This window comes from Ferdinandcohnia sp. GQ5 (assembly GCF_059759275.1).
In genome coordinates this window covers 292,086-308,712 of sequence record NZ_JCAXEW010000003.1, presented here as the reverse complement: position 1 = coordinate 308,712, position 16,627 = coordinate 292,086, and the positions used below count along the sequence as shown (strand labels likewise).

The 16,627-nt window shown below is 36.8% G+C and carries 19 protein-coding genes and 1 pseudogene; 12 read left to right on the top strand and 8 right to left on the bottom strand.

Annotated elements, in window-relative coordinates:
- Positions 1 to 175 precede the first annotated feature (175 nt).
- Positions 176 to 2,044: a transglycosylase domain-containing protein gene (locus AC6CHV_RS05770; RefSeq protein ID WP_498078306.1), complete on the top strand. Its 1,869-nt coding sequence runs from the start codon at positions 176 to 178 to the stop codon at positions 2,042 to 2,044.
- Between the two features lie 13 nt (positions 2,045 to 2,057).
- Here AC6CHV_RS05770 and AC6CHV_RS05765 read toward each other — a convergent pair whose 3' ends face one another.
- Positions 2,058 to 2,615, bottom strand: a complete 558-nt coding sequence (locus tag AC6CHV_RS05765; RefSeq protein WP_498078305.1) for a DUF5366 family protein — start codon at positions 2,613 to 2,615, stop codon at positions 2,058 to 2,060.
- 116 nt (positions 2,616 to 2,731) lie between these two features.
- On the opposite strand from AC6CHV_RS05765, the gene AC6CHV_RS05760 reads away from it, so the two are divergent.
- Positions 2,732 to 3,301 carry a hypothetical protein gene (locus AC6CHV_RS05760; protein WP_440273815.1) on the top strand — a complete coding sequence of 190 codons (570 nt, stop codon included), beginning with the start codon at positions 2,732 to 2,734 and terminating at the stop codon, positions 3,299 to 3,301.
- A gap of 29 nt (positions 3,302 to 3,330) precedes the next feature.
- Here the strand turns inward: AC6CHV_RS05760 and AC6CHV_RS05755 are convergent, their stop codons facing one another.
- Positions 3,331 to 3,555 (bottom strand): hypothetical protein, encoded by a 225-nt coding sequence (locus AC6CHV_RS05755; RefSeq protein ID WP_440273814.1) that lies wholly within the window; start codon positions 3,553 to 3,555, stop codon positions 3,331 to 3,333.
- 111 nt (positions 3,556 to 3,666) lie between these two features.
- Positions 3,667 to 4,911, bottom strand: a complete 1,245-nt coding sequence (locus tag AC6CHV_RS05750; protein WP_341330528.1) for a cation:proton antiporter — start codon at positions 4,909 to 4,911, stop codon at positions 3,667 to 3,669.
- A 348-nt stretch (positions 4,912 to 5,259) separates the two neighbouring features.
- Here AC6CHV_RS05750 and AC6CHV_RS05745 point away from each other — a divergent pair, with 348 nt between their 5' ends.
- From AC6CHV_RS05745 to mnhG, 7 genes are read left to right on the top strand one after another with little or no spacing between them, the layout of a single operon-like run.
- The gene (locus tag AC6CHV_RS05745; RefSeq protein ID WP_498078304.1) at positions 5,260 to 7,665 is read left to right on the top strand and encodes a Na+/H+ antiporter subunit A; all 2,406 of its coding nucleotides are present in this window, start codon (positions 5,260 to 5,262) and stop codon (positions 7,663 to 7,665) included.
- On the top strand, positions 7,662 to 8,084 hold the full coding sequence (locus AC6CHV_RS05740; protein WP_099361754.1) for a Na(+)/H(+) antiporter subunit B: 423 nt from the start codon (positions 7,662 to 7,664) through the stop codon (positions 8,082 to 8,084). Before AC6CHV_RS05745 ends, AC6CHV_RS05740 begins: the two co-directional genes overlap by 4 nt.
- Before the next feature lie 3 nt (positions 8,085 to 8,087).
- Positions 8,088 to 8,429 carry a Na(+)/H(+) antiporter subunit C gene (locus tag AC6CHV_RS05735; RefSeq protein WP_309100307.1) on the top strand — a complete coding sequence of 114 codons (342 nt, stop codon included), beginning with the start codon at positions 8,088 to 8,090 and terminating at the stop codon, positions 8,427 to 8,429.
- On the top strand, positions 8,422 to 9,903 hold the full coding sequence (locus AC6CHV_RS05730; protein WP_498078303.1) for a Na+/H+ antiporter subunit D: 1,482 nt from the start codon (positions 8,422 to 8,424) through the stop codon (positions 9,901 to 9,903). Before AC6CHV_RS05735 ends, AC6CHV_RS05730 begins: the two co-directional genes overlap by 8 nt.
- Positions 9,904 to 9,908: 5 nt before the next feature.
- Positions 9,909 to 10,385 (top strand): Na+/H+ antiporter subunit E, encoded by a 477-nt coding sequence (locus AC6CHV_RS05725; RefSeq protein WP_341330525.1) that lies wholly within the window; start codon positions 9,909 to 9,911, stop codon positions 10,383 to 10,385.
- Positions 10,385 to 10,669 (top strand): Na(+)/H(+) antiporter subunit F1, encoded by a 285-nt coding sequence (locus tag AC6CHV_RS05720; protein WP_099361750.1) that lies wholly within the window; start codon positions 10,385 to 10,387, stop codon positions 10,667 to 10,669. The genes AC6CHV_RS05725 and AC6CHV_RS05720 overlap by 1 nt, the downstream gene beginning before the upstream one ends.
- Positions 10,653 to 11,030: a monovalent cation/H(+) antiporter subunit G gene (gene mnhG, locus AC6CHV_RS05715; protein WP_498078302.1), complete on the top strand. Its 378-nt coding sequence runs from the start codon at positions 10,653 to 10,655 to the stop codon at positions 11,028 to 11,030. Before AC6CHV_RS05720 ends, mnhG begins: the two co-directional genes overlap by 17 nt.
- A 40-nt stretch (positions 11,031 to 11,070) precedes the next feature.
- On the opposite strand, the gene AC6CHV_RS05710 is transcribed toward mnhG, so the two are convergent.
- From AC6CHV_RS05710 to AC6CHV_RS05700, 3 genes are read right to left on the bottom strand one after another with little or no spacing between them, the layout of a single operon-like run.
- Positions 11,071 to 11,454, bottom strand: a complete 384-nt coding sequence (locus AC6CHV_RS05710; RefSeq protein WP_498078301.1) for a hotdog fold thioesterase — start codon at positions 11,452 to 11,454, stop codon at positions 11,071 to 11,073.
- A gap of 21 nt (positions 11,455 to 11,475) precedes the next feature.
- A complete protein-coding gene (locus AC6CHV_RS05705; protein WP_498078300.1) occupies positions 11,476 to 12,537 on the bottom strand; it encodes a PQQ-dependent sugar dehydrogenase in 1,062 nt (353 codons plus the stop codon).
- 16 nt (positions 12,538 to 12,553) lie between these two features.
- Entirely contained in the window at positions 12,554 to 13,156 is a 603-nt protein-coding gene (locus tag AC6CHV_RS05700; protein ID WP_341330521.1) for a DedA family protein, read from the bottom strand.
- A gap of 116 nt (positions 13,157 to 13,272) precedes the next feature.
- Here AC6CHV_RS05700 and AC6CHV_RS05695 point away from each other — a divergent pair.
- From AC6CHV_RS05695 to AC6CHV_RS05685, 3 genes and pseudogenes are all read left to right on the top strand, one after another.
- A pseudogene (locus tag AC6CHV_RS05695) lies at positions 13,273 to 14,127 on the top strand (SDR family oxidoreductase).
- A 79-nt stretch (positions 14,128 to 14,206) separates the two neighbouring features.
- A complete protein-coding gene (locus AC6CHV_RS05690; RefSeq protein ID WP_341330519.1) occupies positions 14,207 to 14,638 on the top strand; it encodes a YuzC family spore coat inner layer protein in 432 nt (143 codons plus the stop codon).
- 114 nt (positions 14,639 to 14,752) lie between these two features.
- Positions 14,753 to 14,914 (top strand): hypothetical protein, encoded by a 162-nt coding sequence (locus AC6CHV_RS05685; RefSeq protein ID WP_165918143.1) that lies wholly within the window; start codon positions 14,753 to 14,755, stop codon positions 14,912 to 14,914.
- A 144-nt stretch (positions 14,915 to 15,058) separates the two neighbouring features.
- Here the strand turns inward: AC6CHV_RS05685 and AC6CHV_RS05680 are convergent, their stop codons facing one another.
- Positions 15,059 to 15,517 carry a helix-turn-helix domain-containing protein gene (locus AC6CHV_RS05680; protein WP_341330518.1) on the bottom strand — a complete coding sequence of 153 codons (459 nt, stop codon included), beginning with the start codon at positions 15,515 to 15,517 and terminating at the stop codon, positions 15,059 to 15,061.
- 109 nt (positions 15,518 to 15,626) lie between these two features.
- On the bottom strand, positions 15,627 to 16,394 hold the full coding sequence (locus AC6CHV_RS05675) for a sulfite exporter TauE/SafE family protein (RefSeq protein ID WP_341330517.1): 768 nt from the start codon (positions 16,392 to 16,394) through the stop codon (positions 15,627 to 15,629).
- Between the last annotated feature and the right edge of the window lie 233 nt (positions 16,395 to 16,627).

Below are 16,627 nucleotides of genomic sequence, written 5' to 3'. Positions count from 1 at the left end.
ACAGATGGCGATTGCCATCTGTTTTAATTTTATCCGTGGGTGTAAGCCTTCGGTGGATGCAACAATTTTTCTAAGGGAATTTTTCTAGCGGCTCGAAAAAAATCGGGCGCAAATACGCCAAGGCGCATTTGATTATATATAATAAAAGTATAACTTTTTGAGAGAGTGTTAGTTTATGAGAAGACAAACAGGATACATTATCACTTTTTTTCTTTTTCTATTGTTTTTGTTTGTGCTATTTCAATTGACTGGAGAATTAAAAGTTGCAAAAAGTTTTCCAGCTGTGCTGGATGAAAAAATCCCAATTAATGAAGTAGTGTTACCGCAAACAAGTTACATAACTGATCGAACAGGAAATGTTATTTCAGAGATTCACCATAGTGAGAATCGGCTCACTCTCACTAAGGACGAGATTCCGCAAATTGTGAAGGAATTGTTTATTACTATTGAAGATCAGCATTTTTATGAGCATTTAGGCTTTGATATATCCGGAATAAGCAGGGCTGCTCTTGTTAACTTACAAAATGATTCTATTGACCAAGGTGGAAGTACACTTACGCAGCAGCTAGCAAGAAATCTCTATTTAACCAACGAAAAAACCTATAACCGAAAGTTAAGTGAGCTTTTGTATTCGTACCAACTTGAGCGGAACCTTTCTAAAGAAGAAATAATAACATTGTACATAAATGCAATATATTTTCAAAATGGGGCATATGGGATTGAAACTGCTTCTCAGCTTTATTTTAATCAATCCATCAAAGATGTTTCACTTGCGAAAATTGCCTTTTTATGTGCCATACCAAATAATCCCTCACTTTATAATCCAGTTACGCATTTTTCAAATACAAAAGAAAGACAAGAGCGAATTTTACTTAACTTAGTCGATGCAGGCAAAATCACAAAAGAGGAATATGAAAAAGCCATACATGAACCACTCGAACTTACAAAAAAGGAGAACATGATCGACCGGTATCCTGATTATACAACCTATATTTATCAAGAGTTTGAGGAATTAATTGCTGAAAAAGAAGGATTTAATCAAAAAATAAATTCAATATCTTCAATTACTGAAAAAGAAAAACTGCAGAAAGAATTAGATACTAAGGTAGCAGAAATTCTTAAATCTGGGATCATCATCGAAACAGCATTGAATCCTACAATACAGGAAGCCGCTATCCATTCCGTAAAACGATATTTACCAAACGCAAACGTTCAAGGTGCTGCTGCAGTTATCGAACATGGCAGGAATCAACTTGTCGCCATTGTTGGAGGGAAAAATTACGAAAAGTTTTCCTTTCACCGTGCATACCAAGCATTCCGTCAACCTGGCTCAGCGATTAAACCATTGCTTGTTTATGCACCTTATCTTGATCAAACCGGTTCCTCTATCTCACAGACTATTAATGCAAACAATTATTGCAAGAACGGATATTGCCCGCGAAATTATGGCGGTGGCCAGTATGGAAATGTTAGTTTACAAACGGCTTTCAAGTATTCCTATAATACCCCTGCCGTTCGACTGTTTGAAAAGGTTGGGGTTGAGAATGGTTTCAAGTATTTAGATAAACTTAACTTTTCGAAGGTGGTAAAAGAAGACCACCATTTACCCGCGGCCATTGGCGGTTTTACATACGGAATGTCCCCTTTAGAAATGACAAATGCATTTGCAACATTTGCAAATAATGGTGAATTTATTCAAGCTCGTGGAATTACGAGGGTAACTGATTTACAAGGAAAGATCCTATATGAATGGAAGGAACAACCTTCACCGGTTTGGAGTCCTTCAGCTAATCAAAAGGTAAAGTCATTACTTGAGGACGTAGTAAAATCTGGAACAGCTAAAGAAGCGAATTTTTCAAGTGATTATATTGGTGGGAAAACAGGAACCACAAATGATGTAAAAGATCTATGGTTTGTCGGATTAACCGAAAAATACACAGCTGGTGTATGGGTTGGGCATGATCAAAACAAAAGCATTTACTATATGGAATCAAGCAAACCGCAAATTTATATATGGAAGGATATTATGAAGGCGAGCCAATAATTGGCTCGCTTTTTTAGATTGGTAAGCTAGCGATAATACTGTTGTATAACCGTATACATACATAGGTTACCGTCATAAAAAACGTGAACCAGCTTAGTGTATGAAAAAAGACTAATCCAATTAATCCACCGAAAGTTAAGGTGTCCTGAATTTTATAGACGAAAAAAATAAAATATCCAAGAGTTGCAAGTAACAGGACAATGACGATGCCATAAAAGGACTGGACAAAAGCAAGTGAAACCGTACCTCCAAAAAGATAGAAGAAGGAACCTACTCGGATTTTTGGTAAACTCTCTCCATTACTGTCCCTCGTGAAAAACAAAAGAGAAAGTTCAAGCAATGTATTCGAGATTAATTTTAAAGCGGCAAATATCATGAAATAAATCAGGAAAAACACAAAAAAAATCGCAAAATTAATCCAGGTTGGGGAGAAAAACTCCTGCATGCCACGGTAAATACCAATTTGCTTAAGTAGCTCTAATGTATTCAATTCCGTCAAAATCGCAAAAGAGACACTAAAAAGGATAATAGAAATAAGCGGAAAGTAACTCGTAAAATATGTATTCTTCATTTTCAATTCCTCATATCAATACTTCACTGTGTTGTTCTTTTCGATTTTAGTGGTAAATCTCTTTTTTGTAAATACATATAGAGTAAGGACTACTATTCTGAGAAAAGAGGGGTTAGATGAAAAAAGGGTTATTCTTTTTAATACTTATCTGTTGTTTTGCTTTTTTCACCTTCTTAAGTACGGCAGGTGCTTCTGGTGAATCAGATTTCACAAAAGCGGTTAATGAGAAATTGAAGGAAATAAATTATTATGCGGAAGGTTCTGCTGATGTGATTAATACCATTACAAAGGAAGCAGAAATTACAAAAGTCATCACCGCGGATGATCCAAGCACAGAGAAAAATGAAGAAGAAATTGATACGTATAAAGCAAATGTTGTCGTAGGGCACGTAGCATATAAATTAAAACGCGATAGCATTTTTTATATTCAAAAACATGAATTCTTTTATTATGATACAGAAAACCAAGAATTCCTAATGCTTTCAAATTTCCCTGATGATCAAGAAATCGCTGCACTATACGATGATTATATGAATGCTGGTTATGAAGCTGGTATTTCATTAACCTCGAATTTATTATTTAGTTTATTTATTCTCTTGGCTCTTCTTGGATGTCCTATCTTAATTATGATGTTCCATAATAAGGCTATTCCGGTTCCAATGGTAAGAAATAACAGTACGTTTTAGGATGAGATGCTTTTTGTCCCATCCTTTTTTTATTTTCGATGTTCAATCCGAATGTATTCACGGGGTTTGAACTTTGGATAGACCGTGGTTTCCTCAGTTTGTGTAGAATCAATTGTTTGTATTTGAAATTGCTGCTGGCTATCGATTTGTTCTTCTACGATATATTCTCTCTTCGTTTGGTCGTGAATCACCCACGCTATAGTAAACAAGAAGGCAAAAATCGCAATTGCCACAATTCCTTTTTTTACATTCACAAAACTCACCTCTTGCTACTAGCATTTATTATAAAAAGAGGTTTTATACAAACTTTTAAAAAAAAATGAGACATGGGTTACCCATGTCCCTCTTTCATTAACATTTAATTGTTAGAAGCCTACACTTTTTTTGGTTTCAATTTGGTTTCCATCCGTTTCTGTTTTCATCAAGAGCTTGATAAGTGGAGGCGTTACCAGTGTTGTCGCGATTACGACAATAATCGCTGAACTGAAGAGATCATTTGAAATGATGCCTCTTTCAATACCAATCATCGCAATGATTAATCCCACTTCACCACGGGCAACCATTCCTGCCCCAATACCGAATGAGCTTGATGTACTAAACTTAGCGACTTTAGCCCCTAATGCACCACCTAGAACTTTACCTACGATTGCAACAAGAGCTAATAGAATGCTAAACCAGAGGATTTCTGGGTTAACTTCTCTAAAGTTTGCAACCAGTCCAATGTTCACAAAGAAAAGTGGTACAAAAAATGGATAACTGAAGGTTTCCACTTTATGTGTCATTTCCTCACTTTGCGGTGTTAAGCTAAGCATTAGACCACAAACATAGGAACCAACGATTCCTGCAACTCCAAAGACCTCTCCCATATATGCGAATAACAACGCAACAATTACAGCAAATGATAGCACAGTTTGTGAAACGTTAAAGCGTTGGAAAACTTTTAATAATTTTGGTAATACAAAATAACCGATTGCAATTGCTAGGACAAAGAAGAGGGCGATTTTAACAAGTAATATTAAAATAGAACTGATTCCGCCTGCACCTGCTGCACCACCGGCCATTAATCCTAAAACGGCTGATAAGATAATAATACCTAAAACATCATCAAGGACAGCTGCACCTAAGATGGTAACCCCTTCTCTTGATTTTAACTTACCTAATTCCCGTAATGTCTGAACAGAAATACTTACACTCGTCGCAACCAATAAGACACCCATATAGATAGCTACGGTTGTATCAAATCCAAAAGCAATCGATAATCCCATTCCACCTAAGAATGGTAAAATGACCCCTCCGATAGCTACGGATGTAGATGCAAATGCATTTTTCTTAAATTCTTTCAGGTCTGTCTCAAGCCCCGCTAAAAACATTAATAGAATTACCCCAACCTCAGCCAATTCACTAATTAATTCATTCGGGTGGATGATTCCTAATAAGGAAGGACCTAGTATAATTCCGACTAATAGTTTTCCAAAAACAGAAGGTTGTCCGATTTTGGTACTGAGATGCCCTACCAATTTTACTGCAAAAACGATGATTGCCAATTCAAATAAAAAATAAAAACCACTAGCTTCCTGAACGGAAGTAACAATAGAATCCCAGATATTCATAAAATTATATAGTTAAGGCAAAACCTTAACCTCCTCCTTTCACACTGTACTTTATTACACTACTAACATATCACAAAATTCTATCTAAATGCTAGAATCTAAATATAGGACATAAGTTTGATAGCAAACAAGCTTTCTCAAGTTAGCTTGAAACAATAATATTTTCTAAAAAAGAACTATAAGCACTATTTTTACTATCATTTTAAAAACTTTTTTCAGTCAAAAAATACGTGTTCCTACATATTTAATAACAACTGAAATTCTTGGTAACACTAGGAATTGCAAGGCATGCAAGTTCTCACTAATTGTTATATACTCTAAAAAAGAATAGGTTAAGGGGGTACTGTTTTGTCACTTTTACATTTGGCCATATTATCTCCATTTATATTGGCTATCTTTATTCCTTTTTTACGCAAATATTTGCGAGGGATTCATACAGGTTGGTTTGTACTAATTCTACCTGTACTACTATTTTCTTATTTCTTTCCATTTATGAAGGATACGATGAATGGAAATCCGATCATTCGTACTGCGGAGTGGATACCTTCCATTGGTGTAAATTTCACTGCGTACATTGATGGTTTAGGACTCTTGTTTGCCTTACTGATTACAGGTATTGGTGCATTAGTTGTCCTCTACTCTATCTACTACTTATCAAAGGAAAAAGAATCCCTACATAACTTTTATGTGTACTTGCTCTGTTTTATGGGAGCTATGCTTGGGGTTGTCCTCTCAGATAATGTGATTATGCTTTATACGTTTTGGGAGTTAACAAGCCTATCTTCTTTTTTACTAATTGGATACTGGCATAATCGGGAAAAGTCTAGGTATGGTGCACAAAAATCGATGTTAATCACCGTGTTCGGTGGTTTATCCATGCTAGCTGGATTTGTTTTACTATCACTCATGACGAATACATTCAGTATTCGTGAAATGATTGCTCAAGTGGACACATTACCATCAAATCCACTATTCATTCCGGCGATGCTATTAATATTACTAGGTGCTTTTACAAAATCAGCTCAATTTCCATTCCATATTTGGTTACCGGATGCAATGGAAGCACCAACTCCTGTTAGTGCGTATCTACACTCAGCGACAATGGTAAAAGCAGGTATATATTTAGTTGCGCGCTTAAGTCCTATTTTTGCTGGATCAAGTGAATGGTTTTGGATTATATCAACCTTCGGAATCATTACCTTGTTCTGGGGCTCCTTTAGTGCGGTTAAACAAACAGATTTAAAAGGTATTCTTGCATTTTCAACAGTAAGTCAACTGGGGATGATTATGTCCCTACTAGGAATTGGTTCAGCTGCTCTTCATTATGATCATCTTGATACCAATATTTATTTGGCTGCAATAGTAGCCGCTATTTTCCACTTAATAAACCACGCGACATTCAAAGGAAGTTTGTTCATGGTTGTAGGTATTGTCGACCATGAAACCGGTACTCGTGATATTCGCAAACTTGGTGGATTAATGACCGTAATGCCAATTACATTCACATTGGCTGTAATTGGTGCATTTTCAATGGCAGGTCTACCACCATTTAATGGTTTCTTAAGTAAAGAAGCATTCTTTACAGCAATTGTAAATGCAACAACACTTGATATTTTCAATATGGAAACATTAGGTATTCTTTTCCCTATCATTGGTTGGGTTGCCAGTGTTTTCACGTTCATTTACAGTATGATCCTTGTCTTTAAAACCTTTACTGGAAAGGCTCAGTTTGAAAAGCTAGATAAAAAACCACATGAAGCACCAATTGGGATGTTAATTTCACCAATTATCCTAGCTTCACTTGTTATCATTTTCGGTTTATTTTCAAACATTCTGGCTCCAAGTTTAATTGAACCAGCTGTGACATCCATCGTTCCAAGCTTACTTGTTGGCGATTCAACCTATCATGTTCATTTTGAATATTTCCACGGATGGAATGCACCGCTCTTTATGTCAATTGGAGTTGTTGTATTAGGAACTCTTATGTTTCTCTCGCTTGCAAAATGGACAGGCATTTATAATGTCTTTTCCAAGCGTTTAACTTTAAACAATCTTTATGACAATGGGATTATTGGAATGGAGAGGTCTGCATCAAAGATAAATCGCTTCTATATGACTGGAGTTATTCGTGACTACTTAGTGATTATGTTTGCGTTCTTTATCTTAGCAATTGGAAGTTCGCTTATTATTAAAAATGCATTTGCTTTTGATATAACTCATGTTGCGCCAGTTCGACTTTTTGAAGCTGTGCTAGCATTTGTTCTGGTTGGTGGAGTTGCGACAACTGTTTTCGCGAAATCAAGGCTTACGGCAATTATCGCACTTGGTGCAGTTGGTTATTCAGTTTCGTTATTCTTTGTGCTATTCCGAGCACCTGATTTAGCGTTGACTCAACTCGTAATTGAAACAGTGTCAGTCTCATTATTCCTTTTGTGTTTCTATCACTTACCAAAGCTACACAAAAAAGAAAAACCAATGCGTTTTCGTCTTACAAACCTAATTATTTCATTAGGGGTTGGAACCATTGTCACTTTGCTTGCAATTTCAGCAAATAGCACAAGATTGATTGATTCTATCTCAAGTTATTTTGTAGAAAATAGTTATAAAAAAGGCGGAGGTACAAATATAGTTAACGTCATATTAGTAGACTTCCGTGGCTTTGATACATTGTTTGAAATTACCGTGCTTGGTATTGCTGCACTAGGTATATTTACAATGATCAAATTACGTTTAACAAGGAGGAAAGAAGGATGAAAACAAATGATTTAATCCTACAAACAGCAACAAAAATAACTGTTTTCATTATTCTTGCCTATTCCTTGAATCTCTTTTTTGCAGGTCATAATACTCCAGGAGGAGGATTTATCGGTGGACTGATTTCTGCTGCAGCAATCGTCCTTCTCCTATTAGCATTCGATATGAAAACAGTAAAAAAAGCCTTGCCTTTTGACTTTAAAAAGGTTGCGGCTCTCGGGTTATTAATTGCAACTTTAACTGCAATGGGTTCATTCTTTTTCGATGTTCCCTTCTTATCCCATACATTTGGTTACTTTAATTTACCAATTTTCGGGAAAACAGAACTTGCCACTGCTGTATTATTCGATACCGGTGTTTATTTAGTTGTTGTAGGAGTAACCATGACCATTATCCAAACAATCGGGGAGGATGAATGATTAATGGAGATTTTAATGGCTATTGTTATCGGTATTTTATTTACGGCAGCGACATATTTGATGCTTTCAAAAAGTCTTATTCGTGTCATTATTGGGACAGGTTTGCTAAGTCATGGAGCCCATTTATTGATTTTAACAATGGGTGGGTTAAAGCATGGAGCTGCTCCTATTTTAGTAGAAGGTACGAAGGCATATGTTGATCCACTTCCACAAGCCCTTATCTTAACAGCGATCGTAATTAGCTTTGGGGTAACATCGTTTATTCTAGTGCTTGCGTATCGCTCCTATCAAGAGCTAGGAACGGATAACATGGATAAATTAAGGGGAAATGATAGCGATGAATAATTTTGTAATCCTTCCAATATTGATTCCTCTTATGACGGGAATCATACTTATCTTTGTAAATAAATATACGAAAGCATCAAGAGTTATCAGCTTGATCTCAACAATCCTAACTGTCATTGTGTCATTAAGCCTTGTTAATCAGGTATATCATAATGGGATTCAAACTCTTAACCTCGGTGACTGGGACGCTCCTTTTGGAATTGTACTAGTAGCCGATATGCTTGCTTCATTACTAGTTACAACAGGCAGTATTGTAGTCTTAGCATGTACAATTTATTCATTCAAGAATATCGGGAAAGAAAGAGAAGCGTTCTTCTACTATGCGGCAGTACAATTCCTAATGGTTGGGGTACTAGGTGCATTCTTAACAGGAGATCTTTTCAACCTCTTCGTCTTTTTCGAGGTCATGCTAATGGCTTCTTATGTCCTAATTGTTCATGGTGGGACAAAGCCACAATTACGAGAATCCATTAAATACATCTTGGTAAACGTGATTTCATCTGCCCTTTTTGTTATTGCAGTTGCCTATTTATACGCAGTAACTGGAACAGTTAATATGGCAGATTTATCAACAAAAATTAGTCAACTTGGACAGCCAGGTATTGTGACTGTTATCTCAATCCTATTTTTAGTCGTGTTCGGATTAAAAGGTGCAATCTTCCCGCTATTTTTCTGGTTGCCTGGATCTTATAATGCTCCACCAACACCGATTACCGCTCTATTTGGAGCCTTATTAACAAAGGTTGGGGTATATTCAATCATTCGTACGTTTACAATTATTTTTTATCACGATACGGGTTTTACTCATACCTTAATCGGCATCCTTGCAGGTTTTACAATTCTAGTAGGAGTAATTGGAGCTGTTGCATACTGGGATGTTAAACAAATTATTATTTACAATATTTTAACCGCAGTAGGTGTGATTTTAGTAGGTGTTGCAACCTTAACACCGACATCACTTACTGGCTCGATTTATTATTTAATTCATGACATGATTATCAAAGCGGCCCTCTTCCTATTAGTTGGGGCGATGATTGTCATAACTGGAACAAGCAATTTGAAGAAAATGGGCGGTTTAATTAACCATCATCCATATTTAGGCTGGATGTTCTTCATTGCAACCATTTCACTTGCAGGTATTCCTCCATTTAGTGGTTTTATCGGCAAACTTCTAATTGTTAAAGGTAGCCTTGCTGCTGAGCATTATGCACTGGTTGCGGCAATTTTAATTTCAAGTCTTCTAGTCCTCTATTCGGTAATGAAAATCTTTATTAATGGTTTCTGGGGCGAAGCAAAGCTTAGGAAAGAAGAAGAAAAAGGAACAACAAAAGGACTGCTATTTCCGATCACTCTTCTACTTTCACTCTCAATTGCACTTGGATTTGGTGCTGAATGGTTCTATCCGTATATCTCGCAAGCAGCTCAAGATTTAACGGACCCATCCATCTATGTCCAAGCTGTCTTAAAGGAGTAGATATTATGTTGTTGCAGTTAGTTTTAAATATATTTATTGCCGTGTCGTGGATGTTTATCTCGAATTCATATGACTTTGGGGCCTTTTTTGGCGGATATTTGATTGGTCTTTTTCTAATTTTTGTCTTACGTCGGTCCTTTGCACACCGATTTTATCTCAATAATGTGTGGGCAGTGATTAAACTAATCCTAATTTTCTTTAGAGAATTAATTCTATCAAATTATGCCATTATGAAGGTAGTTGTAAAGCCAAAGCTTGATATCAAACCTGGGATTTTTGCATTACCTATCGAAGTCGAAAAAGACTGGGAAATCATGGTGCTCTCAAATTTAATTACACTTACTCCCGGTACTTTGGTAATGGATATTTCAGATGATAAAAAATTAATCTATGTTCACGCCATGGATTTACAAGATGTGGATGAGGCAATAGATTCAATTAAAAGTACATTTGAAAAAGCAATTATGGAGGTGAGCCGATAATGTTTGAGATTATACTTAATATTGCACTTGTCTGCTTATCGGTTTCAACGATTGCTTATTTATACCGTGTCATTAAGGGACCTTCGATTTCTGACAAGGTCATTGCACTCGATGCAATTGGAGTCAATTTAGTTGGAATTACGGCGATTATATCCGTCATTCTACGCTCAAATTCATTCCTTGAGGTCATCTTACTGATTGCGATTGTAGCCTTTGTTGGCACGGTAGCCTTTTCGAAGTTCCTTGAGAAAGGAGTCGTAATTGAACATGACCGAGACGCTTAAGATATTATTTGCAGTCATTATTTTGTTCGGAGCGCTTTTAAGCGTGTTAAGTGCGATAGGAATACTTCGTTTACCAGATGTGTACACAAGAAACCATGCAGTATCTAAAAGTGGGACATTAGGGGTTCTTTCAATATTACTTGGAACGTTTCTATACTTCTGGCTCATCGAAGGCTATATGAATGCGAGGTTGATTCTGGGATTCGTCTTTCTCTTTCTGACATCACCAGTTGCCGGACATTTAATTAGCCGTGCTGCCTATAATACAAAGGTTCCACTTTGGGAAAAAAGCTCTCAAGATGACTTAAAAGATAAGGCACACCATTCAAAGGTAAAAGAAAAAGAAAAAGTTACTCAATAAAGTAAAGCGAGGACACCTGGGGTCCTCGCTTTTTCGGGCTTCATTTTTTTAAGTTGATAATTGCTGTGGTGCAGCGTGATACGCAGATTAGGTTATTTTCTTCGTCGACTATTTTTACATCCCAGACCATTGTTGTTTTTCCTTTATGGAGGGGGGTGCCGATTGCTTTTACGATGCCATCCCTTTTTGCGCGAATATGGTTCGCATTAATTTCAAGACCTGCACAGCCTTGAGTATCGCGATCTACTAAATTGTATGTGCCTATACTTGCAACAGTTTCCGCTAACGCAACAGATGCCCCACCATGCAAAACACCAAAAGGCTGACGTGTGCGTTCATCAACTGGCATAGTCGCTGTCACTCGGTCAGGTGTCACCTCTACAATTGTAATCCCTAAAGTCTTGATTAACGAATTTTCTACCATTCTTTTTCTCCTTGTTCTCGTTTATTTCCGCATTGCTGATAATGGGATTGAAAGAAGTTTGTCATCATCTTCTTTTGGATTCCCGCGTCCGTCTGTGTTATTTGAAATGGTATAAAGGGTGCTATCTTCTACGTACACGTCTCTCATTCGGCTATTGATATCAAGGATCGTGTCAATTCTACCTGACTCAACATCATAGCTTCTCACTTTCGATCCACGTAACGTGGCGATATAAAGCTTGCCATTTGCATAATCGATGCCAGAAGGTGCCCATGTTTCCTCGCCTGTATGATAAATTGGTGTTATCATACCAGCCTCAGTCTCATCCCCTTCAATAACAGGCCATCCGTAGTTTTTACCCGGTTCAATCAGATTAATCTCATCATGTGCACTTTGTCCATGTTCTGTGCTGTATAATGTTCCTTTTTCATTCCATGCAAGCCCTTGAGGGTTCCGATGACCATATGAATAAACATAGGAGTTAGGAAAAGGATTGTCATTCGGAATAGAGCCATCTAGGTTCATTCGAAGGATTTTGCCTGCAAGACTTGTTATGTCTTGGGAGTTTTCCGGAACTCCTGCATCACCTACAGTAACATACAGTTTTTGATCTGGGCCAATTTTAATTCGTCCCCCATTATGGATTCTACCTCCGGGAATTCCTTCAAGTAAAATGCTTTTCTCTTCCCAGGTTGTATCGCTTCTTTCGACAAGGATTACGCGATTTAATATTTCCCCGTCCTCCATATATGTATGATACAAATATGCCTGTTTAGAATTCTCATAATCAGGTGCAAGCGTAAACCCAAGAAAACCTCCTTCCCCTTGGTGTACAATTTCTTTAAGAAGGTTTAGCCGTTGTGAAGTTATTTTACCTGTATCTTCTTCAATTTCCGACAACCTCCCTACACGTTCAGGTATGAGGAAGGTACCGTCTGTTATGGTTATCATCCATGGAATGGTAAGGTTTGTCGCAATAATAGTCGGGTTTGAATCAGTTTCCTTTATAGGTTCATCAAGGGGTTGTTTCTGTGAACAACCTGCTATTATTAAAAATACTAGTAATAAAGACAGCTTTTTCATTTTTTAGGACATCCTCTCAATGTGAAAGCTTACGTTGTTTTCTCGTCTTATTTAACTTAACCAACACAATTATTGCAAATGCTGCAACACCTATTCCAATAACAATATCATAATATTTAATAAAACCCTCTATGAACTCTTCACCTGCAAAATACCCAACTGAAAAAATGATGGACACCCATAAAAATATAGCTGTGTAAAGCGTAGTTGCAAATTTTAAAAAGGATAATTTACTAAAACCGAATAAGAACGGAAATAGAATACGAAAGCCTGGTACGAAGTAACAAAAAGCCAACGCAAACGTATTGTATTTTTCAATAAGAGATAATCCACGTGCAATTTTTTTTCTCATTTTGTTTTGTTTATTTAAGAGGACAACCATCGCATGTCCTGCAAAGCGACCAAAGATATAACTGGTAGTGACAGCTGTGAGAATGCCAGCATATGTAACTAAAAAGATCCTCCAAGGTACAAAAACATCCTCTGAAGCAAAAAATCCAATTGTTGAAACAATGACCTCATTAGGGATTGGAATGATAAAGGCCCCCACCCACAACCATAAATAAAGTCCTATATATCCGTGTTCCTGAATAATTGACACGATTTCATTTATATCCATCTTATCCCTGCCTTATCAGGTTGAAGTTACTAAATTGTAGATACTTACTTCTTTCTATTATAAGATTAAATGGATAATATTAGAAACCTTTTTAAATGGTTTAAGGAGAGAAAAATGTGAAAAAACCCATTGTGATCATAACCGGTGCTTCAGGTGGATTCGGACTCTTAACTTCAATTGAATTTCTGAAAAAAGGATACTTTGTTGTAGCAACAATGAGAGATTTAGAAAAGAAAAAAAACGTACTACATAAATTAAATGATTCTACTTTAGAAGAAAATCTTCTTTTTTGTCAGTTAGATGTGACGGATGCTACGTCCTTACATAATTTTAAGCGAACTTTAAATAAGCTAAAGGGAATTGATATCCTCTTGAACAATGCGGGATTTGCAACAGGTGGGTTTGTCGAGGAAATTTCACTGAATGAATACAAAGCCCAATTTGAAACAAACTTTTTTGGTCTAATCGAGGTTACAAAACTTATTCTTCCATTTATGAGAAATCAAGGATCGGGAAAAATCATCAATCTTAGTAGTATCAGTGGACAAATCGGATTTCCAGGTCTATCTCCTTATGTTGCCTCTAAATTCGCCTTAGAAGGCTGGTGTGAGTCATTACAACTAGAAGTAAGACCCTTTGGTATAGACGTTGCCCTAATTGAACCTGGTTCATTCCAAACCAATATTTGGAGCAGTGGAACAAAGATTGCGGAACAATCAATGCAACTCACGTCTCCATATTAATATATGATGAAAAAAATCGAAGCAAGACTTGAAAAAGGCCAAGCATCATACGGAGACCCGCATGTGGTTGCGCAATTCATTGTAAAGCTAGCCCAAAAGGAATCTTTGTCCAAACTTCGCTACCCTGTAGGAAAAGGAGTAAGAACCTCTATATTTCTTAAGAATGTTCTTCCTTGGACCATGTGGGAAAGGCTGGTGTTAAAGATGTTGGGCATTGAACGGAAGTAACAGAAGAACATAGGTAAAAAGCACCTTATCAAAAAATTAACATATATTGTAAGGGAATTTTGATAAGGGAGGTCTAGAATTGTACTATTATCCGTTTAACTATGGGCATCAAGGGCCACCAAGGACGGTTTTATATCCAGGTTATAATTCAAACATCACACACCATTCCGTGTTTCCTGACCCAAAGACGAATTATCCATCCCCATATTATCGAAAATTACCCGAGGTCGACCCGAGTTTATTTAAGGAATCCGCACAAGAAATGAGAATTCTAATGTTGGATGCAAGCAAAATGCTGGCTAAATTAGCTGGCTCAAAGGAGTTTGCGAAACAAGTAATGGCTGCTGCACAGGCATCAAATAGTAAGGAAGTAGTTCGCCTGTTAAAATCGACAGGAATTAAGTCAGATGTTAAGGCGACCTATAATCCAGATAGTTTAAATCTTAAATTAGAAGCTAGTGTAGGCGGCACTAAAGCCAGTGAGTTAACAATTGCATTAAGATGGCGTTAGTATGAATACCCTGCTGTGGAACGATGGTAAAAAATTGCCTATCGTTCTTTTTTATTTAAAGAATGAAAGTTATTCGGTTTAGGACATGATAAAATACGAGGAGGTAAAAAAACAATGAATGATAGAGATAGAGACATGTTTAGACTAAAACGAAGCAAGGAAGAACAGCTTGTTAATCAGCTTGATCCAGAGCTTGATCTTCGAAATATAAATTTCGCAACAGGCGAAAATGAATACTTAAATGAACGCTTCGACGATTTTTCCATCGACCACTAATGAATGACATGGAGGAAGTTAAATGGCTAATAAAGAACGTCTTAACGAAGAAGCAGCGGTAAACAACAACTTAACTTCATCTACGTATTCAAAGAGTAAAACCGCAAAGAAAAAGAAAAATGGGGCTAAGTAATTTGCCCCGTTTTAATTGGATTCAATTGAAAATTCTGTTAGTCTAATGTAAGCTTCCTCTTTGTCAAACGAAGAATACCATCGAAAATTAGCTTCATCCAAAATACGATAATGCTGGCTAATTACATTTTGTTGGAGACGAAACTTCCCCTCCCTCTGAAGATCTTTCCACCAAAGCTTTCCGCCTAGGGTACGTTCCTTAGCCCGGTCAATCCCGTTGCGACCAACGATTTCAATGACATCAACTGGATCTCCTCCTAACGTCGTTTGAATAATTTCACTATCCCGAAATAATGCGCAAACAGCGACAACACAAGTCCAACCTGCTTGAATTCTTCCTTTTTCAATTTGCACCAACGTCTTTTTTGAGATCCCCAAGATTTCTGCCATTTTATCTTGTGTATATCCTTTTTCAATCCTTATAAGCTTCATTTTTTCAGAAAGCAATTTCGTTAATTGTTCTTTATCCATGTTAATCACCTATTTCAAAAGTACTGCTACTTATTATAACAAACACAAAAGCCTTAGTGTAATTTTACACTAAGGCAGTATAGTAAGCAATATTTTCACCTTTTTTGGACTAATAAATTAACTTCAAACCACTTATAAAAATGATGACTCCTATTACCGTTTGCAATGGTTTCATAGGAACCTTTGCAGACAGGGTACTCCCAATGATTACACCTGGAATCGAACCGCAAAGTAAATTTGCAACTAATAGCAGGTCAACATTTCCAAAACCTAAGTGAAAAAAACCACTTACCGTGACTAATATAAACGCATGTGCGATATCCGTTCCAACTAACTCCGAAGCACGCAACTGATAAAATAACAACATGGCCAGGGCAAATAACGACCCGGAACCAACTGAGGTTAACCCTACTATAAAACCAAGGATGGCACCTAAAAGAATGGTTGCTTTTGCTTTATCCTCAATAGGTTTTATACTATAGGACCTGCTTTTAAAACGAGAACTGAACAAGGTTTTTATTACGGTCGCAACGGCAACCATCATAAGAACATATCCAAGTGCATGCTTTACGATTTCCCCTTGCAGGAGTTTATCTCCTCCAACAAAATGTAAAGTAGTCACCGCTAGAATTGCACTAGGAACACTGCCTATAGCCAAATATTTTACAAGCTTAAAATTAATTGTTTTCTGCCGAAAATGCTGTACAGATCCAAAAAATTTCGTAATTGAGTTATAAACAAAGTCTGTTCCAACTGCAATTAGTGGATTAATACCAATTAAGATCAAGAATGGGGTTAATAATGCCGCTCCACCAACACCTGTTAGTCCGACCAAAAAACCGACAAAAAGGCCCATTAATACAATTCCAATACTCATTTCCGACCGCTCCCAACATTTTCGGATATGGGCATTATATTTAAAAGACATCCCTTTTGACACTTTTTTATTACTTTGAACGGCAAAAAAATTTTTTAAATATAACAATTAGAGATGATTACTTGTCATTCTTTAAGATTATCTACATCTATTTTATCAACGTCATCTTAATCATATGACTTCACTTTCATTTGTTAACTTCTGTATTTTTTTGTTGACATATAATGAATCTT